Here is a 23,594-nt window from a genome sequence, read left to right as displayed (position 1 = left end):
GGGACCTAAACTAGAACGTGTTACATTTCGTGACAAGTCTGAGGTTGACGAGCAGGGAGGCCAATTGTCGTGAGCGAGACCCAAAAGGGCCCCGACGCCCTCATTGAGCAGCGCGGACACACTTTGATCGTCACGCTCAACCGGCCGGAGGCCCGCAACGCTCTTTCCGGCGAGATGCTCTCGATCATGGTCGAGGCATGGGACCGGGTGGACAGCGATCCGGAGATCCGTACAGCCATCCTGACCGGCGCCGGCGGCTATTTCTGCGCCGGCATGGACCTCAAGGGCGCCACCAAGAAGCCCCCGGGCGACTCGTTCAAGGACGGCAGCTACGACCCGTCGCGGATCGACGGCCTGCTCAAGGGTCGCCGGCTGACCAAGCCGCTGATCGCCGCCGTCGAGGGCCCGGCCATTGCGGGCGGCACCGAGATCCTGCAGGGCACCGATATCCGGGTCGCCGGACAGAGTGCAAAGTTCGGCATCTCCGAGGCCAAGTGGAGCCTGTACCCGATGGGCGGCTCCGCGGTGCGCCTGGTGCGCCAGATCCCGTACACCATCGCGTGCGACATGCTGCTGACCGGACGGCACATCACCGCCCAGCAGGCGCTGGACTACGGGTTGATCGGCTACGTGGTGCCCGACGGCACGGCGCTGGACAAGGCGCTGGAGATCGCGGACGTGATCAACAACAACGGGCCGCTGGCCGTGCAGGCCATCCTCAAGACCATCCGCGACACCGAAGGCATGCACGAACTGGACGCCTTCAAACCGGATACGGCCAACGGCATTCCGGTGTTCCTGTCCGAGGACGCCAAGGAGGGACCGCTGGCGTTCAAGGAGAAGCGCGCCCCTCAGTTCAAGATGAAGTAACGCGAGGCAGGAACGCATCGCCCTGCTCGCGGTCCAGGTAGGTGGTGGCCTTGTTCTTCAGGAAGAACAGGTACACCACCAGTGATACGGCGATACACACCGTCACGTAGCCGATGAAGAGCGGCACCTGATCGCGCGCCTTGAGCGCCTGATAGATCAGGGGTGCGGTACCGCCGAACGCCGAATTCGCCAGCGCGTAACCGACTCCCACACCCAGCGCCCGGATATGCGCCGGGAACAGTTCGGATTTCACCAGGGCATTGATCGAGGTGTAGCCGGTGAGGACGACGTACCCCGCGGCGACCAGCAAGAACGACATCACCGGCGAACGGGTCTGCGGCAGATACGTGTACAACACGTAGGTGTAGACCACACCCCCGACACCGAAGAACAGCAGCAGCGGTTTGCGCCCGATCCGGTCGCTGATGATCCCGCCCACCGGCTGGATCAGCATCAGGAAGATCAGCCCGACCAGGTTGATCCAGGTGGCCGTCATCGCCTCGTTCTTGTAGGTGGCCTTGACGATCGCCGGCGCGTTGACGCTGTACGCGTAGAAGGCCACGGTGCCACCGAGGGTGATCAGGAAGCACAGCAGCAGCGGCTTCCAGTAGTCGGTGAGCAGGGCCCTCATCGATCCCGCGCTGTTGTCCTTGCCTTCCCTGATCGCCTCCAGTTGCTCGGCGGACAGCGATTCGTCCATGGTGCGGCGCAGCCAGAACACCACGATCGCCGCCACACCGCCGACGGCGAATGCGATGCGCCAACCGAATTCGTGCACCTGCGCGGTGCTCAGAGTGGTGAGGATGATCAGCAGGGTGAATTGCGCCAGCACGTGACCGCCGACCAGGGTGACGTACTGGAACGACGAGAAGAAGCCTCGTCGTTCCCTGGTCGCGGCTTCGGACATGTACGTCGCCGAGGTGCCGTACTCACCGCCGGTCGCGAAACCCTGCACCAGCCGGCACAGGATGAGCACGACGGGCGCGGCCGCCCCGATGCTGTCCCGGCCCGGCACCAGCGCGATCACCAGCGAGCACAACGCCATCAGCGACACGCTGATGGTCAGCGCGGCACGCCGGCCCCGGCGGTCGGCGAACCGGCCGAAGAACCACGAGCCCAGCGGCCTGGTGAGGAAGGTGACCGCGAAGATCGCGTACACGTAGACGGTCGAATTCTGGTCGGCCTCATCGAAGAACTGCTTCTCGAAGTACGTGGCGAAGACGGTGTAGACGTAGACGTCGTACCACTCGACCAGGTTGCCCGACGACCCCCTGACGGTGTTCCAGATGGCGCGGCGGGTATCGGCCCGGCTCGATGTGGTCATTGCCCCATCTTCGGCGCTCGCCGGCGCGGCGGGTGCAGGCTCTGCCGGATGTCGCCCGTTTTCTTGCCGAGCCCTTACCTTCGCGGGGTCGGGGTGAACACCACCGGCATCGCCTCGGGGCCGCTGACGAAGTTGGCCGGCCGCAGCGGCACCTCGGCGCCGTCGGCCAGCCGAAGATCCGGCAGCCGGCGCAGCACGCGTTCGGTCATCAGTTTCAGCTCGAGGCGGGCCAGCTGATTGCCCAGGCAGAAGTGGCTACCGAACCCGAACGCCAGATGGCTGTTCGGGTTCCGGTCGATGCGGAACTCGTGCGCGTTCTCGAACGCCGACTCGTCGAAGTTGGCGGCTTCGAACATCAGCATGATCTTCTCGCCGGCTTTGAGTTCGGTGCCGTGGAACTCGGTGTCGGCCGTGACGGTGCGGCACATGTTCTTCACCGGTGACGTCCAGCGCAACATCTCCTCGATGGCGCCCGGCAGCAATGTTTCATCCGCCACCAGCGCTTCCCACTGATCGCGGTGCCGCAGCAGTTGCTCGGTTCCACCGGACAATGTGTGCCGGGTGGTCTCGTCACCGCCGATCAGGATCAGCAGGGTCTCCATCACGATTTCGTCGTCGCTCATCCGCTGCCCCTCCACCTCGGAGTGCACCAGGATGGAGAACAGGTCCTCGGTGGGATCGGCGCGCCGCTTGGCGATGACGTCCATGGTGAACGCGGTGTACGCGGCGAACGTGTCCATCAGCTTCTGGATGGTCAATTCGTCGACGTGTGACGACAATCCACACACCAGGTCATCGGACCACTGCAGCAGCATGTCGCGTTCCTCGGGCAGCACGCCGAGCATGTCCCCGATCACCGCCATCGGCAGCGGGGCGGCGATCTGCCGGACGAAATCCGCCTCGCCCCGCTCACATATTCCGTCGATCAGGGTGTCGCACAGCCGCTCGATCGACGGCAGCTTGTCCATCACCCGCTTGCGGGTGAACCCGGCGTTGACGAGTTTGCGCCGGAGCAGGTGCGCCGGATCGTCCATGTCGATCATGTACGGCATACCGGGCTGGTCCGGCCGGATTCCGCCCGCGCTGGAGAACAGTTCCGGGTTGCGCTCGGCGTCCAGCACCGCCTGATAGCTGGCGGCGGCGGCCTGTCCGTTGCGGTCCCGGAACACCGGCTGGTTGGCCCGCATCCAGCGGTACGCCTCGCGCGCGGCGTTACCGTCGGCGTAGAAACGCCCGTCGGCCAGATCCACATCGGGTTTGGCGATAACTGTTGTCACGCAATCTCCTTGGCGTCACCGAAGGTCATGTCGACGTTCCTGGCCGAACCAGAGAACAGGGCCCGCTTCGGGAAGCCCAGCTCCGCGAGCTCCCTGGCGTAGGGGTGATCACCGAGGCGCACCGCGACGCCGCCCGGCCGGTAGCGCACCCCGGTCATCCTCATCTCCCCCGACGTCAGGCGCGTGACACCGTCCAGGTGTGAGTAGGTGGGGTGGACCCGGGGGCCGGAGGTGAACGCTGCCGGGATCGGCAATCCGGGGCTGAAATCCATCCCGACCGCGTGCCTGCCGTCGATGGTCACATCGAAAGAGAATGTCCTGCCGTCGGCAATGCTGAAGTCCGCCATCACCTTCGGGTAACCCCAGATGGTCCGCCCGGCCTCCAGGGTGAAAGATTGGTCGACCGGCAGGTGATGGATGAACGCTCCGGCCGACTGCAGTGCGCGCAGGCCGGTCGCGGTCACCCCGGGCGGATTGACCATCACATTGGTGCCGTACTCGTAGTACCGGCCCAGATCGGTGTCCAGGTAGTGCATCAGCATCAGCACGACGATGGCCTTGTCGGGCCGGTACCGGCACACCTGCAGACCGCTGTAGTCGATCATCCGCTGCGCAGCGCCGGCGTCCACCGAGAACATCGCCATGTGCTGCTGCGCGGTACGCACCCGCACGGGCATGGTCAACAACGTGCCGGCGATGGTGTACTCAGTGGCGTGGCTCACACGCCAAATCTAGAACGCGTTCTAGACAACTGCAAGAAAGTGTCTACACCAATGCCGCGAGATCACGGATCTGCTCCACCGACCGGGCACCGACCACCATCATCGTGACGCCGGCGGCCTCCCAGGCCTTGATCTGCTCCTTGACGTAGTCCAGGTTGCCCACGATCGCCGAATCGTCGACCAGCTCATCGGGAATGACCTTGGCCGCCTCATCTTTACGGTCGGTTCGGAACAACTTCGTCACGTCGTCGACGACCTCGGCGTAGCCCATCCGGCGGTACACGTCGGCGTGGAAGTTGGTGTCCTCGGCCCCCATCCCGCCCATGTACAGGGCCAGGTGCGGTTTCATCAGTTCCATGATGGCCGGGCGGTCGTCGGTGACCACGACCTGCGCCGTCGCGCAGATCTCGAAGGTCTCGCGGGTGCGCCGTGCGCCCGGCCGGGCGAATCCCTCGTCCAGCCATTCGTTGTACATGCCCGCGATGCGGGGCGAGTAGAAGATCGGCAGCCAGCCGTCGGCGATCTCGGCGGCCAGCGCGACGTTCTTGGGCCCCTCGGCGCCCAGCATCACCGGGATGTCGGCGCGCAACGGGTGGGTGATCGGCTTGAGGTTCTTGCCCAGCCCGGTGGTGCCTTCGCCGGTGATCGGCAGCGGGTAGTGCGGGCCGTCGCTGCGCACCGGGGCCTCGCGGGCCCAGACCTGGCGCAGGATGTCGATGTACTCGCGGGTGCGGGCCAGTGGCTTGGGGAACTTGGCGCCGTACCAGCCCTCGACCACCTGCGGCCCGGAGACGCCGAGGCCGACGATGTGCCGCCCGCCGGAGAGATGATCCAGTGTCAGCGCGGCCATGGCGAGCGCGGTGGGGGTGCGGGCCGAGAGCTGCAGCACCGAGGTACCCAGCCGCATGCGCGTGGTCTCGCGTCCCCACCACGCCAGCGGGGTGTAGGCATCCGAGCCCCACGCCTCCGCGGTGAAGACGGTGTCGAAGCCCTCGGCTTCGGCCGTGGCGACGAGTTCGGCATGGTCGGTCGGCGGCTTGGCGCCCCAGTATCCGAGCTGAAGACCCAACTTCATCTAACTCACCTCTCGACCCATGGTTGAAACCATTCTTAGAACCTGTTCTACTCGATGCCGTGACCACAGGCCAAAGCAGCCCGGTGCAGATCGACAAGCATGAGCGGCCGTTGTCAGCGCCGCTGAAGCTCGCATTCGACTACACCCGTTCAGTCGGACCACTGCTGTCCCAGTTCTTCACCGCCCTGCGCGAGCGACGCATCGTCGGCGTGCGCGGGTCCGATGGCCGGGTGCACGTGCCGCCCGCTGAGTATGACCCGGTCACCTACGCGGCCCTGACCGAGGTGGTACCCGTCAGCAGCGTGGGCACGGTGCAGTCCTGGACGTGGCAGTCGACCCCGCTGGAGGGACAGCCGCTGGACCGCCCGTTCGCCTGGGCGCTGATCCTGCTCGACGGCGCGGACACCCCGCTGCTGCACGCGGTGGACGCCCCGGAGGGCACCCTCAAGACCGGTGACCGGGTGCACGCGCACTGGATCGACGAGCCGGTCGGCGCGATCACCGATATCGCCTGGTTCGTGCCCGGGGACCAGGAGGAGCCAGTCGAGCCCTCCTCCGATGACCGCGATCCGGTCACCGTGCAGGTGAGCCCCAGCTTCATCGAGATCCAGCACACCGCGTCGTTGCCCGAGACCACCTTCCTCAAGGCGCTGGAAGAGGGCAAGCTGCTCGCCGGCCGGACCCGCAGCGGTCGCGACGGTAAGCCGGGCAAGGTCTACTTCCCACCGAAAGAGGCTGATCCCGCAACGGGATTGGCGCTCGACGAGTTCATCGAGTTGCCGGACAAGGGCACAGTCACCACGTTCGCGATCATCAACATCCCGTTCCCCGGGCAACGCATCAAACCGCCTTATGTCGCGGCGTACGTGCTGCTCGACGGCGCCGACATCCCGTTCCTGCATCTGGTCGTCGAGATCGATCCGGCCGATGTCCGGATGGGCATGCGCGTGCAGGCCGTGTGGAAGCCCCGCGAGGAGTGGGGCCTCGGCATCGACAACATCGACTACTTCAAGCCCACCGGCGAACCCGATGCCGAATACGACACCTACAAGCACCACCTGTGAAGGACCCGAACTGATGACCGAAATCGCAGTGGTGGGCTTCGCACACGCGCCCCACGTCCGCCGCACCGACGGCACCACCAACGGCGTCGAGATGCTGATGCCGTGTTTCCACCAGCTGTACACCGAGCTCGGCCTCAAGCAGACCGATATCGGTTTCTGGTGCTCGGGATCCTCGGATTACCTTGCCGGCCGCGCCTTCTCGTTCATCTCGGCCATCGACTCGATCGGCGCGATTCCGCCGATCAACGAATCGCACGTCGAGATGGATGCGGCGTGGGCGCTGTACGAGGCCTACATCAAACTGCTGACCGGCCAGGTGGAGACCGCCCTGGTGTACGGGTTCGGCAAATCCTCGGCAGGCACTCTGCGCCGGGTGCTCGCCATGCAGACCGACCCGTACACCGTGGCGCCGCTGTGGCCGGACTCGGTGTCGATGGCCGGCTTGCAGGCCCGCGCCGGCCTGGACGCGGGCAAGTGGACGGCCGAGCAGATGGCTCAGGTGGCCCTGGATTCCTATGCCGCCGCCGGCCGCACCGACCGGGAGGAGGTCACCGGCAGCATCGACGAGCTGCTGTCCCGGCCCTACTTCGCCGATCCGCTGCGCCGCCACGACATCGCACCGATCACCGACGGTGCGTCGGCGATCGTGCTGGCCGCCGGCGACAGGGCCCGTGAACTGCGCGAGAACCCGGCCTGGATCACCGGTTTCGAGCATCGCATCGAAACGCCGATCCTGGGCGCACGTGACCTGACCACCTCGCCGTCCACCGCATCGTCGGCGGCCGCCGCGACCGGCGGTGATCTCGGGTCGATCGACGTCGCGGAGGTCTACGCGCCGTTCACCCACCAGCAGCTGATCCTCACCGAGGCGATCGGGCTGCCGTCGTCGACCAAGATCAATCCCTCGGGTGGCGCGCTGGCGGCCAACCCGATGTTCTCGGCCGGACTGGAACGCATCGGCTTCGCCGCGCAACACATCTTCTCTCGTTCCGCGCAGCGGGTGCTGGCGCACGCCACCAGTGGTCCTGCGCTGCAACAGAATCTCGTCGCCGTGCTGGAAGGGAAATAACTGATGGCAGGTGCGCTCGCCGCGGTTCTGGGAACCGGGCAGACGAAGTACGTCGCCAAGCGCCATGACGTGTCGATGAACGGCCTGGTGCGCGAGGCCATCGACCGGGCGCTGGCGGACTCGAATTCCACGTTTGACGATATCGATGCCGTGGTGGTCGGCAAGGCGCCCGACTTCTTCGAAGGCGTCATGATGCCCGAACTCTTCATGGCCGACGCCACCGGAGCGACGAACAAGCCGCTGATCCGGGTGCACACCGCCGGTTCGGTGGGTGGCTCGACCGCCATCGTCGCGGCCAGCCTGGTGCAGTCCGGCAAGTACAAGCGGGTGCTGACCATGGCCTGGGAGAAGCAATCGGAATCGAATGCCATGTGGGCGTTGAGCATTCCGGTGCCCTTCACCAAGCCCGTCGGCGCGGGAGCGGGCGGGTATTTCGCTCCGCATATCCGCGCGTACATCCGGCGCTCCGGCGCTCCCAATCACATCGGCGCCATCGTGGCGGTCAAGGACCGGCGCAACGGCGCGAAGAACCCGTTGGCGCATCTGCATCAGCCGGACATCACCGTCGAGAAGGTGATGGCCTCACCGATGTTGTGGGACCCGATCCGCTACGACGAGACGTGCCCATCGTCCGACGGTGCGGCGGCGATGGTGATCGGCAACGAGGAAGCGGCCGAAGCTCACCTCGCCGCGGGCAACCCGGTGGCCTGGATCCACGCCACCGCCCTGCGCACCGAACCGCTCGCCTACGCGGGCCGCGACCAGGTCAATCCGCAGGCCAGCCGGGACGCCGCCGCCGCGCTGTGGAAGGCGGCCGGGATCACCAGCCCGATCGACGAAATCGACGCCGCCGAGGTGTACGTGCCGTTCTCCTGGTACGAGCCGATGTGGCTGGAGAGCCTCGGCTTCGCGCCCGAAGGCGAGGGGTGGAAGCTGACCGAGGCGGGCGAGACGGAGATCGGCGGCCGTATCCCGTTCAACGCCTCCGGTGGCGTGTTGTCGAGCAACCCGATCGGCGCATCGGGCATGATCCGGTTCGCCGAGTCGGCGATCCAGGTGATGGGCAAGGCCGGTGATCACCAGGTTCCCGGTGCACGCAAGGCACTCGGCCACGCCTACGGCGGCGGCGCACAGTACTACTCCATGTGGGTGGTCTCCAGCGACAAACCGGCAGGCAAGTCGCAGTGACCGCCCCGGTGACCCTCGCCGGCCGGCGGTCCCGGGAGGCCGCCGTCGCAAAGGACAAAGAGGCGTGGCTGGCGTTGTTCGCCGATGACGCCATCGTCGAGGACCCGATCGGCCCGTCGCATTTCGATCCCGAAGGCGTGGGCCACCGCGGTAAAGAGGCGATCGCCAAATTCTTCGATATGGCGATCGCGCCGAGTCAGCTGGAGTTCCACTTCGACAAGTCCTATGTCTGCGGCGACGAGGAAGCCAACGTCGGCCACATCACCATTCGCTCGCACGGGTATGAGGTCGTCGCCGAGGGTGTGTTCACCTATCGGGTGAACGCCGACGGCAAGATCGCCGCACTGCGCGCCTACTGGGAACTGGCGGCCGCGACGGCGGGCGCGCGCAAAATCTGACGCCTTCGCGTAGCGTTTTGGGAGACATTCGATCCCTCGTTCTCAAGAGTCAACAGATCACTTTGCTGCGTTTCATCTTTCCCACTGTCCTGATCGCGTTCGTGGTCAGCGGCTGTGCCGGCACCAACGGCGGCACACCGGCCGCGACCAGCCTTCCCGGCTTCCCGGCACAGCCGTCGTCATCGACGACCACGACACCGACATCGCCGGCGAAAGCCGCCCCGGACTACCAACGCCTGCTGATCACCGCCGCCGACCTGAGTGACGGCGAGGACACCTTCCACCAGCAGTCCGTGCAGTCACAGCCCGACGGTGTGCCCGGCGCAAGCGCGTTCTTCGTCAACGACAAGGACGACCGCGCGATCAGCAGCGTGGTCCTGATCTATCCGGATGCCGCCACCGCCGCGGCGACGTTGAAGCAGGCCGTGACGACGCTGCCGTCGTTGGTGGCAGGCGGGACGCCACAACCCGTCCCGGTGGGTGCCGGTGGCGTGGTGATCAAGGGTGCCAAACCCGAAGAGGACAAGTCGGTCACGCTGATGTTCTTCACCGTGGACCGGGCGCTGGTGCGACTGGAGTTCCAGAGTGCCATCGGCGATGCCACCACCGACCGATTCGTCAACGCCATCGGCAAGATGCAGGCGATCGCACTGCGGACCGGGCTGGCTACCGGGCCCTGAGCCCCGGTCGGCGCGATGAACGCGGTCGGATCCACCACGGGGTACGGCCCCGAACTCACAAAGAGGCATGGTTCACATATACCGCAGGTGGGCATCCATGCATTGCGCTAACGAGGACCAAAACTGTAACGTGTTCTAGTTAGGAAGACCGATACGGGAGGCCCACCGTGAGTACCGAATCTGCCGCGATCCGCGAGATCGACACCGGCGCGCTGCCGGACCGCTTTGCGCGCGGTTGGCACTGCCTGGGACCGGTGAAGGACTACCTGGACGGCGAGCCGCATTCCGTCGAGGCGTTCGGCACCAAACTCGTGGTGTTCGCCGACTCCCAGGGTGAGATCAAGATCCTGGACGGGTACTGCCGGCACATGGGTGGCGATCTGTCGAAGGGCACCGTGAAGGGCGACACCGTCGCCTGCCCGTTCCACGACTGGCGCTGGGGCGGTGACGGCAAGTGCAAGCTCGTCCCCTACGCCAAGCGCACCCCACGACTCGCCCGCACCCGCGCCTGGACCACCGATGTGCGCGCCGGCCTGCTGTTCGTCTGGCACGACCATGAGGGCAACGCACCGACACCCGAGGTCCGGATCCCGGACATCCCCGAGTTCGGCTCCGACGACTGGACCGAGTGGCGCTGGAACACCATGCTGATCGAAGGCTCCAACTGCCGCGAGATCATCGACAACGTCACCGACATGGCGCACTTCTTCTACATCCATTTCGGGTTGCCGACGTACTTCAAGAACGTCTTCGAGGGCCACATCGCCAGCCAGTACCTGCACAACGTCGGGCGCGCGGACATCAACGACCTGGGCACCTCCTACGGTGAGGCGCATCTCGACTCGGAGGCCTCGTACTTCGGTCCGTCGTTCATGATCAACTGGCTGCACAACAATTACGGCGGCTTCAAGGCCGAATCGATCCTGATCAACTGCCACTACCCGGTCAGCCAGGATTCGTTCGTCCTGCAGTGGGGAGTCATCGTCGAGAAGCCCAAGGGTCTGGACGAGAAGACCACCGACAAGCTGGCGCGAGTGTTCACCGAGGGTGTGAGCAAGGGTTTCCTGCAGGACGTGGAGATCTGGAAGCACAAGACCCGCATCGACAACCCCCTGCTGGTCGAGGAGGACGGCGCGGTGTATCAGATGCGCCGCTGGTACCAGCAGTTCTATGTCGACGCCGCCGATGTCACCCCGGATATGACCGATCGTTTCGAGATGGAGGTCGACACCACGGCCGCCAACGAGAAGTGGCATATCGAAGTCGAGGACAACCTCAAACGGCAGAGCGAAACGCAGGCCCAACCGACCCAATGAGCACCAGCAAGGATCGGGCCCAGACGCCCGACGGCACGCCGCCTGTCGGCCCAGACCCGGGCCCGACTGTCGGCCCCGCCGACGTCGACCGTCTGGCCCGGTCCATGCTGCAATTGCTCGGTCACGATGACGACGAGCACGCCACCGGTCACGGCCCGGCATCCGGCTCGTGGTCCAAAGCACCCGATTTCGCCAACGATCCGCGCCGCGCCGCGTCCGTCCGCGAGGGCACCGCGCGGGATCGGGACCGCTACCTGACCTCGGGGCTGGTGTCGGTGGACTGCCGGTTCTGCCACGTCGCAGTGCAGGTCAAGAAGCTCGGACCCGAGCACACCTCGGTGCAATGGAGCAGCGAGGCGACGCGGCGCTGTGCGGTGTTCAGTGAGCTGCGCGCGGCGGGTGAGGATCCCGCCCGAGCACGGTCCTGCCCGAAGCTGACGGATAGCATCAGGCATGCCGTCGCGGAAGGCTGCCTGGAGGAAGTGTCGAGCGCGCCGTCGCCGGGTGACGGCTAGTCACCTGGCCCGGGCCGTCGCCGTCCTGATGTGCGCGCTGGCCGTGGCGCTGACCGGGTGTACCCGGGTCCTCGATTCGGCCCAGTCGCGATCGGCTCCCCAGGTGGGTCCGATTCTTGCGGGCCAGGTCGCCGATCTGCTGAGCAAGCGGGCTCAAAGCGACAAAGACGGCAACCGGTTCGTCACCGTCACTCCCGATACCTGTGCCGCGGTGGCGCAGGAGAAGGACGCTCCCCTGATCGCCGAACACCACCCGGCGGCCACCGATGGTGGGCACTGGGTGACCAACGACGGGCGGACGGCTTACGTCGAGGAGATCGTCGCCGTGTACCCGGCCGACTTCGACGCCAAATCGGCGGTCGCCGGCGCCAGGGCAACGCTGGAGAAATGTCGCACCCCGTTCACGGTCACCGACATGAAAGGCCGCGAGTACCACTTCGCGATGGGCGGCACCGACCCGGGTTCACCGCACATCGCGGCATGGTCGTTCCACGCTGCGGACTGGGCGTGCGACAACGCACTGGCCGCCGCGCACAACGCCGCCATCGAGATCACCACCTGCGGTCCGGTCGGCGGTTACAACGTCACCGCACTGGCCCGCGATGCGCTGAAACGCATTGAGGCACTTGCCAACAGCAAGGCCTGACTCAGAGCCCGGCGAACCTCTCCTTGACCTGGTCGGCGGTCAAACCGTAGTCGGCCAGTGAGTAGGTGTGCTTCGGCGCGCGCGGCCCCTTCTTGCTCTGCTCGTGGCTGTCCGAGATCGCCTGGCGGGCATCGTCGGTGACGTCGATGCCGAAGGTGCGGTAGATGCCCTCCACAGCACCGACCGGGTCCTTGATGAACTCGAAGTAGTCGACATCACAGAACTGGGCCGGGTCGTGTTTGGCCCGTTCGGCGTCGAACAGTTCCAGACCACGCGACCAGGTCTCCAGTGAGTCCTCGCCGATCACCTTGCCGGAGAAGCTGTTCGACCAGCCCTCGGTGGTGTGCTGGGCCAGTGAACACATCGAGGCCATGATGGTCTCGGCGGGCCGGTGACACTGCACCACCAGCGCGTCGGGATACGTGGCGAACAACGCATCGAGCGCGAACAGGTGACTGGGATTCTTGAGCACCCAGCGTTTCTCGGGCTCATTCAGACCGATCAACTGCAGATTGCGCCGGTGCCGCTGATAGGACTTGGTCCAGTCCTGCCGTGCCAGCCACCGCGAATAGGTGGGGATGTGAGCCAGCGTCTCATACGACACCGAATGCAGCGACTGACGCAGCAGTTGCCAGCATTCCTCGACCTCATCGGCGGTCATGTAGTGCAGCCCGGTGTAGTCCGGATTCTCCTCGTGTGCCTTGCTGAACTGCGCGTCGAGTTGCTGGAACACCGGATTCTGCGACCAGGTTTCGCGCGGCGGGCGCGGCTGCGGGAACTCGGCGAGCCACAGTTCCAGACCCTGGTGCCGCGGATCGGCGGTGAGCAGGCGGTGGATCACCGTCGTCCCGGTGCGCGGCAGCCCGGTCACGAAGATCGGCCGCTCGATCGGCACGTCGGCGTGCTGCGGGAACTGCTTGAACGCAGCCTCCGACACCAGCCGGGCCACCAGCGCGTTACGCACGAAGAAGCGCTGCATCTTGCTGCCGAACTCGGTCAGATCGGCGTCGCGCTGATAGGACTCCAGCAGGACGCTCAGCGCCTCTTTGTAGTTGTCGTCATCGGAGCCGAAATCATCCAGGCCGCAGGCTTTCACGGCCGATGCGTGCAGGTCCTCGACGGTGCCGACGTTTGTGCGAGTCATCAGAACTTGTACTCTCCGCAGTTGACATCCAGCGTCTGCCCGGTGATGCCACTGGACAGGTCGCTGGCCATGAACAGGATGGCCGAGGCCACCTCGTCTTCGGTCGGCAGCTTCTTCAGATCACTGTTGGCGGCCGCCGCCTTGTAGATCTCGTCCACCGTGGTGCCGTACTTGCCGGCCTGGTGCTCGAAATAGCTCTGCAGCGTGCCGCCCCAGATATAGCCAGGGAGAACGGAATTCACCCGGATGCCGGCCTCACCGAGCTCACTGGCAAGTGACTGCGACATCGCCAGCAGCGCCGACTTGGCCATCTTGTACGCGCCCTGTTTGGGGTCGGAATGCCGAACCACCATCGAGTTGACGTTGACCACCGAACCTTTCGACTCGGTGAGTGCGGGGGTGAAACCCTGGATCAGCCGCAACGCACCGAGCACGGTCAGCTCGATCGTGTCACGGATGTGGTCGAAACTGGTCTTGGCGAACGGTTTCATCGACGGCACCCGGAACGCGTTGTTGATCAGGACGTCGACCTTGCCGAACTCCGCTATCGAGGTAGCCACCAGATTGTCGACCTGCGCCGCATCGGTGATATCGGTGCCGACCGCCAGCGCACGCCGGCCCAGCGCGGTCACCTGGGCGGAGACCTCTTCCAGCCGCTCCACGGTGCGGGCGGCCAGCACCAGGTCCGCGCCGGCCTCCGCGCAGCGCCGGGCCAGCGTGGTGCCCAGCGCCGGACCCACACCACTGATGACGACCACCTTGCCGGTCAGCAAGTCACTCATTGTCAACCCACCATTCTCTCGCCGATCAGCTTCTGGCGCAGCGCGATCCGCGCCCGCCAGTCGTCGTCGGAGATCTTGTTCGATTCGTAGTACGGCAGTACGCCGGGCACCTCGGCCAGGTCGACGACCTGCAGGGTCGGGCCGTCGGCTTCGGTCAGGGCACGCGACACCCGCTGCCACCGGAATTGCAGATACCCCTTGCCGTGGCCCAGGGTTTCACACCAGTTGGTCACGCCGGGGTTCGCGTCGGACACCACGATGCGGATCTTGCCATCCGGATCCGCCTGTGCCTGAGTCCCGTTCAGCGACGTCTGGTGGTTGATGTAGTCCAAGGAGATGTACCACAGGCTGCCCAGCTGGAAACCGAGGTAGGGCGCATCGGTGACCGGCAGGGTGATGACGATCGCCTGGTCCGGCGTGAGCTCGTAATGCCCGACCGAGGAGTACTGGGTGGCCAGCCCGCCCGGCGTCAGTCGCGGTGCGGTCAGGGAGTTGACCGGCAGATTGTCGTAGAACCACTTGGGGAACTGCAGCCAGGTCTTGACCCGCTGCACCAGCTGCTTGCCCGCCACCGCGTAACGCTTCTCGATCAGTTCTCCGGTCAGCGCCGGCGGGGCGGTGCCGGCCGTGTCGGTGCGGGCGATGGCGAACGTGCCGCGCTGCGCCGCCCAGTCGTTGTAGACCTCCCGGATCACCAACTGCGCGGGTTTGTCCGGCGTGAAACGCCATTCAAAGGTGCCGTCGGCCGCGATGTCGAGCTTGCGGTCGTCGAAGGCCGTCTCACTGTCGGGCACGACCTCATCGGTGTACTCGCCGCCCAGCAACTGGAAGCTGACATCGGTGGTGCTGCCGCGGCGACCGGTCACCACATATTCGTGGCCGGGCTGCACCCTGGTGCCGAAGTACATGGTGTCCGGGTTGTCCAGGCCCATCTTGGTGAACGGACCGGTTCCACTGTGCAGGAACGGATGGTCGCGGTCGTAGTCGAAGGCCACATGTGTGCAGGCCGCGATGCAGCCGGCCAGATACTGCAGGCCTTCGAGCAGGTCGGCTTCGGATTCGATGAATGGCGCGGCCGCGACAAGGCTCTCGGCTTCGGTGACCGCATCCAGGAAAGGCTGTGTGTACATCCCTATCCGTTCCTTGCGGTCCAATATTGGACCGTAGTGGTAGAGTTTCCGACCTAAGACTAGAACCTGTTCTAGTTGGAGTCAACGATGGGGGTGCGCCGATGACGGTCGCGGAACCGGCGGGGCGCGCCTCACCGCCCACCGCGCGCGTGGTGGCGGTCCTCGAATTCCTGGCCAGGCATCCACACGACCGGTTCGGACTGTCCGAGCTGGCTCGCAGGGTGGGTCTGAGCAAGCCCACCTGCCTGGGAATCGTCGCCACCCTTGCCGAGAGCGGATACCTGGTGCGCGAAACGTCGGACAAGACATACCGGTTGGGGCCGGCGTTGATCGCCCTCGGCCACACCGCCCAGGAATCGATGCGCGTCAGCCCGGCCGCCCGCACCGAACTGGGACGACTCAGCGAGAAGTTCAGTGCGACCGCTGCGTTGTCCGGTGTCGTCGACGACCGCATCACCCTGCTGGAACTCGTCGCCCCCACCGGCACCCCGCCGTCGGTGCGGGTCGGGCAGAGTTATCCCTTCGCCCCACCCGTCGGGCTGATGTTCGTGCTGTGGGATGAACAGGCCGTACGCGAATGGCTGGCCAAAGAACCGACCATTCCCCTGCGCACCGACAGCGAGCGCCTGGAACGGGTGATCTCCGAATGCCGGCGGACCGGCTATCTGGTGGAACGACTGACACCCGGCGGCCGTCGGCTGTATGCGCTGATGGCCGGGATGTCGAGCACACTGCCCGACGAATTGCGGGCCCTACTGGGCGAATTGGTCTCCGATATCGGCGAACGCGTCTACCTGCCCGACGATGAGCCGCTTGCGCGAAGCGCAGACGGTGGCGAGTCGGGGCCACGGGCCCGGCACGACATCAGTGTCATCGCCGCGCCGGTGTTCGACCATCACCGGCGCCAGGTCATGGTGGTCTCGCTGCAGATCGGGCACGCGCTCACCGACAGCGAGATCACCGAACGCGCCCACGAGGTGATGAGCACCGCCGCCGCGCTGACCGCCCAGCTGGGCGGGTCGAAACCGGCCTGACTTCCGGCCGGTGCGTGGGTGTGGCGAAAATCGGTTCCGCCGCGCCCGCCGGGTGTGCTGCGATGGTCACCATGACCGATCCGATCTGGCCGCTGCGGGACCTGGAGGTGAGCACGCCTACCCTCACGCTGCGCTACATCACCGACGAGCTGGCAGCCGAACTCGCGCGGCTGGCGGCCCGCGGTATCCACGACCCGGCGACCATGCCGTTCACCGAACCCTGGACCGATGCGAAATCACCTCAGCTGGAACGCAATACGCTGCAGTACTTTTGGCGCACCAGAGCGCAGACCTGTGCCGAACACTGGGATGTTCCGCTGGCCGTCGTCACCGGCGGGCAGACGATCGGGGTGTGTACCGTGCATGCCGATGATTTCCCGGCCCAGCGGTCGGTGACCACGGGTTCGTGGCTGGGCCGCGACTACCAGGGCCACGGTTTCGGGCGCGAGATGCGCCAGGCCGCGTTGCACCTGATCTTCGCAGGTTTCGGCGCCACCGAGGCGAAAACCCGTGTATGGCACGACAATGCCGCATCTCTGGGCGTCACTCGGTCACTTCCCTATGCGCCGTCCGGTGTCTCACAGGAGAGCCGCCGCGACCGGATCGACACCATGCTCGCGTTCTCGATGAGCCGGAAGGCGTGGAACACCGTTCGCCGCAACGATATTGAGATGCGCGGTGTCGCCGAGGTCACCACCCAGCTGGGATTTGCCTCACCGAACCCCGGCCAGCGCGAAGGGCAGCACCGCTGAGGCGCCGGCATGACGCACCACCCGGGCCGCCATGGTGAGCGTCCACCCGGTGTCGGCCAGATCGTCGACCAGCAGCACCGGTCCCGGGCCGATGCCGGCCGGCGCTTCCCATGCATCGCGCAGTCCGGCCACCCGGTAGGCCGAATTGGCCGCGGTGACCGGCCGGTGCTCGGGCCGGTACCGGAGCACCCCGAGGTCGGTCAGCTTGCCGATCTGCGCAAGGCGGGCCGCCATCGACTGGATCAACCGTGGCCGGGTGGCCGAATCCAGGGCCAGCACCGCGGTGGGCCGGTGCTGCCAATCCCACGCCTTGAGCACCGCGATGGCCGCCTGCACCAGATCGTCGGGCACCTCACCGTCGGGCTCGCCGAGCTGCCTGCGCAGCCGGGTCCCCCAGCCCAGGTCGGTCAGCCGTCCGATCACCCGGCCGGTTTCCGGCCCGTCACCGATACGGCCGGACAGCTCGACACCCAATGACGCGAGCCCGGTCGGCCACTGTTTGCGCGGGGCGAGTTCCACCCCGGGCCGCATCAACTGTTCGCGGGCCGACTCGGCGGCGGTCGCGTCCACGGTGGCCGGATAGCGGGTTCCGGCGCAGTTGTCGCAGCGGCCGCACCGGTGGTCGGCGGTCAGCTCGGGATCATCGAGCTGACGGCGCAGAAACGCCATCCGGCAGCCGGAGGTCGCCTGATAGTCCAGCATCGCCTGCTGTTCGCGTTGCCGGGCTTCCTCCAGCTTGCGATAGCGCGGTTCGTCATAGCTCCAGGGCTGACCGGTGCTGATCCAGCCGCCTTTGACCCGGCGGACCGCACCGTCGACGTCGAGCACCTTGAGCACCATCTCCAGGCGGGACCGGTTGAGATCGACCAGCGGCTCCAGTGCCGCCGTGGACAGCGCCCGGTCCGGTTCCAGTGCTCCGATCACTTTGCGCACCATCGCCTCCGACGGGAACGCCACCGAGGCGAAGTATCGCCACACGTCGGCGTCCTCCCGCCCGGGTAGCAGGATCACCTCCGCGCTGGCGGTGGCACGGCCGGCGCGGCCCACCTGTTGGTAATAGGCGATGGGCGATGACGGTGCGCCCAGGTGCACCACGAAACCGAGGTCCGGCTTGTCGAAACCCATGCCCAGCGCCGAGGTCGCGATCAGCGCCTTGACCCGGTTGGCCAACAGATCGGACTCCAGTTGCTCACGTTCGGCGGCCTCGGTCGACCCGGTGTAGGCCGCGACCGGGAAGCCGCGTTCGCGCAACAGCGCGGCGATGTCGTGGGCCTGGGACACCGTGAGCGTGTAGATGATGCCCGATCCCGGAAGGGACTCCAGTTGAGCGGCAAGCCATGCCGCGCGCTGCGCCGGTCCGCCCGCCTGTACCACCGAAAGCCGCAGCGACTCGCGGTCCAGACCGCCACGCAGTACGACGGTGTCGGTGCCACCCACACCCAACTGCGCGGCGACATCGTCGACCACCCGGTCGTTGGCGGTCGCGGTGGTGGCCAGAACCGGTATGTCGGAACCCAATTCGCCGATCAGGGTGCGGATCCTCCGGTAGTCGGGCCGGAAATCGTGACCCCAGTCCGAGACGCAGTGCGCTTCGTCGACCACCACCAGCCCGGCGTCGGCGGCCAGCGCAGGCAACACGGTGTCCCGAAAGTCCGGGTTGTTCAACCGTTCCGGGCTGACCAGCAGCACATCCAGTTCACCGGCGGTCACCCGCTGGTGTACGTCTTGCCATTCGGTGACATTGCTGGAGTTGATCGTGGCGGCCGCCACCCCGGCCCGTTGCGCGGCCGCGACCTGGTTACGCATCAGGGCCAGCAGCGGCGACACGATGACCGTCGGCCCTCGCCCCGCGGCCCGCAGCAGCTTGGCGGCGATGAAGTACACCGCCGATTTTCCCCAGCCGGTGCGTTGCACCACGAGCGCACGCCGGCGCTGCACCACCAGCGCCTCGATGGCGGTCCATTGGTCGTCGCGCAGCACCGCCTCGGGGCCGGCGAGCTGCTCCAGGATCGCCTGCGCGTCAGTACGCGTAGGTGTTGGCAGGCTTGGGGATTGGGATGGCACGGGTCACCTCCAGCGTGGGGATGAAGTGGGTGGACGGGTTCGAGGTCCCCGGGACCACACGGCCTTCGACGCGCAGCCAGGTGTCGTCGGGATGTTCGGGCATGTTGCCGGACAAGTGAATCCGGGCCAGCTGCGCATCCGCGGCGCAGCAGATGATGACCACCCGCGCCAGATCGGTACCCATGGTGAACCCCGTGGTCGTGATCGTTCGGTTGTCCAGGCTCTTAGAGGAGTCGGCGGCCGCGCGCATCAGCATCTCCGGCAGCGACACCGAGCCGTCGGCGGGCAGCGGTGGGAACGCCCGCATGTGCGGCTGGGCGGCGGCCGGCGACTCGGGCGTCGCGCCGACCACGCCCATCGCGGGTACCGCCACAAAAGCGGTGAGCGCCACCGGGATCAGCAGTAACCAGGCCATCGTGCCGTGGTGGTGATGCTGGTCGGGGGCTCCGTGCCGGGCGTCGGCGACGAAACCGGCCAACCCCAGCACCACCAGCAGCACCGCGGCCGAGATCAGCCACGGCAGCAGACCGGGTTTGACGAAGTTGAGGTAGGTGGCCTTCACCACCAGCAGTCCCGCGCTCAGACCGATCAGCAGCACCAGAGTGTTCTGGGTGACCTTGCTCATGTCGCCGTACCCAGCACGAGCAGGCCGGTCACGGTCGCCGCTGCCGTGGCGACCACGAAGGTCAGCGGGGCGAACCGGACCGCGAAGGCCCGGCCGAACATGCCCACCTGCATGGCGAACAGCTTCACGTCGATGGCTGGCCCGACCACCAGGAACACCAGCCGGGGCAGCAGCGGCAGCATGGTGAACCCGGCCGCGACGAACGCGTCGGCCTCCGAGCACAGCGCCAGCACCACCGCCAGCACCGCCATCGCGAGGATTCCGACCACCAGATTTCCCGCCACGTGTTCGAACACCCACGCAGGCACGAAAGCGCGCAGCAGCGCCACGGCGGCCGCGCCGATCACCAGATAGCCCGCGGACTGCAGGAAATCGTGGCGGGCCGCCCCGGTGAACACCGCCCACCGTGGAGCGCAATCATCGTGCGGGGACGGCAAACTGCGGGTCACCCACTCGGTGCGGCCCCAGCGCTGCCACAGCAGCCCCATCGCCACCGCAGTGAGTAGCGATGCGGCGCACCGTGCCACCACCATCTGCGGCTGACCGGGAAAGGCCACCGCCGTGGCGGTCAGCACCACCGGGTTGATCGCGGGCGCGGACAGCATGAAGGTCAACGCCGCACCACCGGTCCCGCCGCTGAACAACCGGCGCGCCACCGGGACCGAGCCGCACTCGCAGCCCGGCAGCGCGGCCCCCGCGACACCCGCAGCGGCCACCGCGAGCCCCGGCCGGCGTGGCAGCCAGCGCTGTAACCGCTCGGCGGTCACGAAGGCCGCCACGAGACCGCTGACGATGACGCCCAACACCAGGAACGGCAACGCCTGGACGAACACCCCGCAGAAGATGGTGGCCGCCGCCGCCAGCCGGGGATGGGTCGCCAGCACGCCGCTGACCGCACCCGCGGACAGGGCCAGCACGATGAGGCCGACCAGCAGGAACTCCAGGGAGCCCACGCGGCGGCGCGCTGTCGCAGTGGTGGGCATGCGCCTATCTTGCCCGGAGTGGCTGACAGTCACCCAAATCGACGTTATGCCGGGCTCTTCTCGAACTTTTCGGCCCGAAGGTGAGTTTGGGCGGGATCAGGCGTTCGCGGCTTCCTGCTCGCGTTTGATCTCCAACGCGATGTCGATGAGCTGGTCTTCCTGGCCGCCGATCAGTTTGCGTTGGCCGGCGCGGTGCAGCAGTTGGTGTGCGGGAACGCCGTAGCGTTCGGATTGGCGGATGGCGTGCTTGAGAAAGCTGGAGTACACCCCGGAGTAGCCCATGATCAGGGCGTTGCGGTCGAGCAGGCACTCGGCGGGCATGGCGGGGGCGACCACCTCTTCGGCGGCGTCGGCGATATCGAAGAAATCGATACCGGTCTTCACACCGATCTTGTCGAACACCCCGATCAGCGCCTCGACCGGGGCGTTACCGGCACCGGCACCGAACCGGCGGCAGGAGCCGTCGATCTGCTTGGCCCCGGCACGCACCGCCTCGATGGAATTGGCGACCCCCAGGCCCAGGTTCTCGTGGCCGTGAAAGCCCACCTGGGCGTCATCGCCGAGTTCGGCGACCAGTGCGGCGACCCGGTCGGCGACCGCGTCGAGCACCAGTGCGCCCGCCGAATCCACGACATAGACGCACTGGCAGCCGGCATCGGCCATGATGCGGGCTTGGGCGGCGAGCTTCTCCGGGGAGATGGTGTGGCTCATCATCAGGAACCCGACGGTCTCCAGACCGAGTTCGCGGGCCAGCCCGAAGTGCTGGATCGAGACGTCGGCCTCGGTGCAGTGGGTGGCGATCCGGCAGATGGAGCCACCGTTGTTCTGGGCTTCCTTGATGTCTTCCTTGGTGCCCACCCCGGGCAGCATGAGGAAGGCGATCTTGGCCTCTTTGGCCGTCTCGGCCGCGAGCTTGATCAGTTCCTGCTCGGGGGTTTTGGAGAACCCGTAATTGAACGACGAGCCGCCCAGTCCGTCGCCGTGGGTGACCTCGATGACCGGCACCCCGGCAGCATCCAAGGCCGCGACGATCGAGCCGACCTCGTCTTTGGTGAACTGGTGGCGTTTGTGATGGGACCCGTCGCGCAGTGACGTGTCGGTCATCCGGACGTCCCAGATCGGGTTGAAGAAGATGTCTGCGGTACTCATGCCTGTGCTCCTCCGGCCGCGGCGGTCACGCGTTCTTTGGCGATCTCTTCGCCCACCTTGGTGGCCGCGGCGGTCATGATGTCCAGATTTCCAGCGTACGGCGGCAGGTAGTCCCCGGCACCCTCCACTTCGACGAATGTGGTGACCAGGTGGTGGCCGCCGTTGTACACCGACGGACCGTCGAACTGGGGCTCGTTGAGCAGCCGGTAGCCCGGCACGTAGGTTTGCACCTGCGCCACGACCTCCTTGATCGAGGCGGTGATGGCATCGTGGTCGGCGTCCTCGGGGATGGCGCAGAAGATGGTGTCGCGCATGATCATCGGCGGCTCGGCCGGGTTGAGGATGATGATCGCCTTACCCTTGGCGGCGCCACCGATGTGCTGCACACCGGCACTGGTGGTCTTGGTGAACTCGTCGATGTTGGCCCGGGTGCCCGGACCGGCCGACGCGCTGGACACCGAGGCCACGATCTCGGCGTAGGGCACATCCACCACCCGGGAGACGGCGTAGACCATCGGGATGGTGGCCTGCCCACCGCAGGTGACCATGTTGACGTTCGGCGCATCCAGATGGGCACGCAGATTCGCCGGCGGGATCACCCCGGGCCCGACGGCGGCCGGGGTCAAATCGATCGCCCGGATCCCGGCTTCGGCGTAACGCGGCGCGGCATCGCGATGCACGTAGGCGCTGGTGGCCTCGAACACCAGATCCGGCAATTCGCTTTGCGCCAGAAGCCAATCCACGCCCTCATGGCTGGTCTCCAGGCCCAACTTGCGGGCCCTGGCCAAGCCCTCGGACTCCGGATCGATCCCGATCATCCACCGCGGTTCCAGCCACTGCGAGCGCAACAACTTGTACAACAGATCGGTACTGATATTGCCCGACCCGACAATCGCCACTGACGCCTTATCAGCCATACCTTGGCTCCCTTACTCGAAACTGAGTCGGACTGAACCTAGTCCGTCGAAATCTGCTACGAAATCGTCACCCGGACGTGCATCTATCGCACGCATGCAGGCGCCCGGCAGCACGATGTCACCGGCCTTCAGACGCACACCGAAGCTGTCCACCTTGCGGGCCAGCCACGCCACCGATGTCACTGGATTGCCCAGGACGGCGTCGCTGCGGCCCTCCGCTACCACCTCGCCGTTGCGTTTGAGCACAGCGCTTATGTTCTTGATGTCAATGTCCTTGGGCGACACCCGTTCCGACCCGAGTACCCAGCCGGCCGAGGATGCGTTGTCGGCGATCGTGTCGCACAACTTGATCTTCCAGTCGGTGATGCGGGTGTCGATTAGCTCGATCGACGGCGCAAACGCGGCGGTGGCGGCGAGCACGTCGTCCTCGGTGCAGCCCGCCCCTGGCAGGTCATCGGCCAGCACGAATCCCACCTCGACCTCGACGCGCGGGTACAAGAACCGCCCGACGGGCACCGGGACGTCCTGGAAGACCTCCATGTCAGCGAGCAGATGGCCGTAGTCGGGCTCGTCGACGCCCATCATCTGCTGCATGGCCTCCGACGACAGGCCCACCTTGTGCCCGATCACCCGGGCACCTTCGGCGACCCGCTGCCTGATGTTGATCAGCTGGATCTCATAGGCATCCACCACGTCGATGTCGGCGTAACGGCCGGTCAGCGGGGTGGTGGGGATCCGGCTGCGCTCGGCTTGGGCGAGATCGGCCGCGAGCTCGTCGCGGACCTGCGCACTCAGCATTCTAGGTGAATTCCCCTCGCATCTTTGACCGGCACAGTTGTCCACCGGCCGGGCAATTCTATAACGTGTTCT

At 66.3% G+C, this 23,594-nt stretch carries 24 protein-coding genes; 11 read left to right on the top strand and 13 right to left on the bottom strand.

Annotated elements, in window-relative coordinates; all coding sequences use genetic code 11:
- Nucleotides 1-69 precede the first annotated feature (69 nt).
- Complete coding sequence (locus ACXPWS_RS02920) at nt 70-870, top strand: crotonase/enoyl-CoA hydratase family protein (RefSeq protein WP_458711000.1); 801 nt, start codon at nt 70-72, stop codon at nt 868-870.
- On the opposite strand, the gene ACXPWS_RS02915 is transcribed toward ACXPWS_RS02920, so the two are convergent.
- The 4 genes from ACXPWS_RS02915 to ACXPWS_RS02900 all read right to left on the bottom strand — a co-directional run bounded on the left by ACXPWS_RS02915 (nt 857) and on the right by ACXPWS_RS02900 (nt 5,268).
- On the bottom strand, nt 857-2,194 hold the full coding sequence (locus ACXPWS_RS02915; protein WP_458710999.1) for an MFS transporter: 1,338 nt from the start codon (nt 2,192-2,194) through the stop codon (nt 857-859). The two genes, ACXPWS_RS02920 and ACXPWS_RS02915, sit on opposite strands and share 14 nt — an antisense overlap.
- Nucleotides 2,195-2,268: 74 nt before the next feature.
- A complete protein-coding gene (locus ACXPWS_RS02910; RefSeq protein ID WP_458713391.1) occupies nt 2,269-3,459 on the bottom strand; it encodes a cytochrome P450 in 1,191 nt (396 codons plus the stop codon).
- Nucleotides 3,460-3,467: 8 nt separating this feature from the next.
- Nucleotides 3,468-4,148 (bottom strand): acetoacetate decarboxylase family protein, encoded by a 681-nt coding sequence (locus tag ACXPWS_RS02905; protein ID WP_458713390.1) that lies wholly within the window; start codon nt 4,146-4,148, stop codon nt 3,468-3,470.
- An 88-nt stretch (nt 4,149-4,236) separates the two neighbouring features.
- Nucleotides 4,237-5,268 carry an LLM class F420-dependent oxidoreductase gene (locus tag ACXPWS_RS02900; RefSeq protein ID WP_458710998.1) on the bottom strand — a complete coding sequence of 344 codons (1,032 nt, stop codon included), beginning with the start codon at nt 5,266-5,268 and terminating at the stop codon, nt 4,237-4,239.
- A gap of 59 nt (nt 5,269-5,327) precedes the next feature.
- Here ACXPWS_RS02900 and ACXPWS_RS02895 point away from each other — a divergent pair, with 59 nt between their 5' ends.
- The 8 genes from ACXPWS_RS02895 (at nt 5,328) to ACXPWS_RS02860 (ending at nt 12,144) form a co-directional block, all read left to right on the top strand.
- Complete coding sequence (locus ACXPWS_RS02895) at nt 5,328-6,332, top strand: Zn-ribbon domain-containing OB-fold protein (protein ID WP_458710997.1); 1,005 nt, start codon at nt 5,328-5,330, stop codon at nt 6,330-6,332.
- 13 nt (nt 6,333-6,345) lie between these two features.
- Nucleotides 6,346-7,401 carry a thiolase domain-containing protein gene (locus tag ACXPWS_RS02890; RefSeq protein ID WP_458710996.1) on the top strand — a complete coding sequence of 352 codons (1,056 nt, stop codon included), beginning with the start codon at nt 6,346-6,348 and terminating at the stop codon, nt 7,399-7,401.
- A gap of 3 nt (nt 7,402-7,404) precedes the next feature.
- Entirely contained in the window at nt 7,405-8,589 is a 1,185-nt protein-coding gene (locus ACXPWS_RS02885) for a thiolase domain-containing protein (RefSeq protein WP_458710995.1), read from the top strand.
- The gene (locus ACXPWS_RS02880; protein ID WP_458710994.1) at nt 8,586-8,987 is read left to right on the top strand and encodes a nuclear transport factor 2 family protein; all 402 of its coding nucleotides are present in this window, start codon (nt 8,586-8,588) and stop codon (nt 8,985-8,987) included. Before ACXPWS_RS02885 ends, ACXPWS_RS02880 begins: the two co-directional genes overlap by 4 nt.
- A 62-nt stretch (nt 8,988-9,049) precedes the next feature.
- Entirely contained in the window at nt 9,050-9,667 is a 618-nt protein-coding gene (locus ACXPWS_RS02875; RefSeq protein WP_458710993.1) for a hypothetical protein, read from the top strand.
- Between the two features lie 167 nt (nt 9,668-9,834).
- Complete coding sequence (locus ACXPWS_RS02870; protein WP_458710992.1) at nt 9,835-10,983, top strand: Rieske 2Fe-2S domain-containing protein; 1,149 nt, start codon at nt 9,835-9,837, stop codon at nt 10,981-10,983.
- Nucleotides 10,980-11,498, top strand: a complete 519-nt coding sequence (locus tag ACXPWS_RS02865; protein WP_458710991.1) for a hypothetical protein — start codon at nt 10,980-10,982, stop codon at nt 11,496-11,498. Before ACXPWS_RS02870 ends, ACXPWS_RS02865 begins: the two co-directional genes overlap by 4 nt.
- Nucleotides 11,488-12,144 (top strand): sensor domain-containing protein, encoded by a 657-nt coding sequence (locus tag ACXPWS_RS02860; protein WP_458710990.1) that lies wholly within the window; start codon nt 11,488-11,490, stop codon nt 12,142-12,144. The genes ACXPWS_RS02865 and ACXPWS_RS02860 overlap by 11 nt, the downstream gene beginning before the upstream one ends.
- A gap of 1 nt (nt 12,145) precedes the next feature.
- On the opposite strand, the gene ACXPWS_RS02855 is transcribed toward ACXPWS_RS02860, so the two are convergent.
- From ACXPWS_RS02855 to ACXPWS_RS02845, 3 genes are read right to left on the bottom strand one after another with little or no spacing between them, the layout of a single operon-like run.
- Nucleotides 12,146-13,288: a sulfotransferase family protein gene (locus tag ACXPWS_RS02855; RefSeq protein WP_458710989.1), complete on the bottom strand. Its 1,143-nt coding sequence runs from the start codon at nt 13,286-13,288 to the stop codon at nt 12,146-12,148.
- Nucleotides 13,288-14,070, bottom strand: coding sequence for an SDR family oxidoreductase (locus ACXPWS_RS02850; protein WP_458710988.1), 783 nt, complete (start codon nt 14,068-14,070; stop codon nt 13,288-13,290). Before ACXPWS_RS02850 ends, ACXPWS_RS02855 begins: the two co-directional genes overlap by 1 nt.
- 2 nt (nt 14,071-14,072) lie before the next feature.
- Nucleotides 14,073-15,200, bottom strand: coding sequence for a hypothetical protein (locus tag ACXPWS_RS02845; protein ID WP_458710987.1), 1,128 nt, complete (start codon nt 15,198-15,200; stop codon nt 14,073-14,075).
- 101 nt (nt 15,201-15,301) lie between these two features.
- Between ACXPWS_RS02845 and ACXPWS_RS02840 the strand changes: the two genes are divergently transcribed.
- Nucleotides 15,302-16,234, top strand: coding sequence for an IclR family transcriptional regulator (locus tag ACXPWS_RS02840; RefSeq protein ID WP_458710986.1), 933 nt, complete (start codon nt 15,302-15,304; stop codon nt 16,232-16,234).
- Between the two features lie 71 nt (nt 16,235-16,305).
- Nucleotides 16,306-16,986, top strand: coding sequence for a GNAT family N-acetyltransferase (locus tag ACXPWS_RS02835; protein ID WP_458710985.1), 681 nt, complete (start codon nt 16,306-16,308; stop codon nt 16,984-16,986).
- Here ACXPWS_RS02835 and ACXPWS_RS02830 read toward each other — a convergent pair.
- From ACXPWS_RS02830 to ACXPWS_RS02805, 6 genes are all read right to left on the bottom strand, one after another.
- Nucleotides 16,948-19,050, bottom strand: coding sequence for a RecQ family ATP-dependent DNA helicase (locus tag ACXPWS_RS02830; RefSeq protein ID WP_458710984.1), 2,103 nt, complete (start codon nt 19,048-19,050; stop codon nt 16,948-16,950). The genes ACXPWS_RS02835 and ACXPWS_RS02830 overlap by 39 nt on opposite strands.
- The gene (locus ACXPWS_RS02825; protein WP_458710983.1) at nt 19,007-19,675 is read right to left on the bottom strand and encodes a TIGR03943 family putative permease subunit; all 669 of its coding nucleotides are present in this window, start codon (nt 19,673-19,675) and stop codon (nt 19,007-19,009) included. The genes ACXPWS_RS02830 and ACXPWS_RS02825 overlap by 44 nt, the downstream gene beginning before the upstream one ends.
- Complete coding sequence (locus ACXPWS_RS02820) at nt 19,672-20,658, bottom strand: permease (protein ID WP_458710982.1); 987 nt, start codon at nt 20,656-20,658, stop codon at nt 19,672-19,674. The genes ACXPWS_RS02825 and ACXPWS_RS02820 overlap by 4 nt, the downstream gene beginning before the upstream one ends.
- 96 nt (nt 20,659-20,754) lie before the next feature.
- On the bottom strand, nt 20,755-21,807 hold the full coding sequence (dmpG, locus tag ACXPWS_RS02815; protein ID WP_458710981.1) for a 4-hydroxy-2-oxovalerate aldolase: 1,053 nt from the start codon (nt 21,805-21,807) through the stop codon (nt 20,755-20,757).
- Nucleotides 21,804-22,724, bottom strand: a complete 921-nt coding sequence (locus ACXPWS_RS02810) for an acetaldehyde dehydrogenase (acetylating) (protein ID WP_458710980.1) — start codon at nt 22,722-22,724, stop codon at nt 21,804-21,806. Before ACXPWS_RS02810 ends, dmpG begins: the two co-directional genes overlap by 4 nt.
- Before the next feature lie 12 nt (nt 22,725-22,736).
- Nucleotides 22,737-23,522 carry a 2-keto-4-pentenoate hydratase gene (locus tag ACXPWS_RS02805; RefSeq protein WP_458710979.1) on the bottom strand — a complete coding sequence of 262 codons (786 nt, stop codon included), beginning with the start codon at nt 23,520-23,522 and terminating at the stop codon, nt 22,737-22,739.
- Nucleotides 23,523-23,594: the final 72 nt, after the last annotated feature.

The sequence above is a fragment of the Mycobacterium sp. BMJ-28 genome (assembly GCF_054404835.1).
The sequence above is the reverse complement of the archived record's forward strand: the minus strand, read 5'-3'. Positions and strand labels throughout refer to the sequence as shown.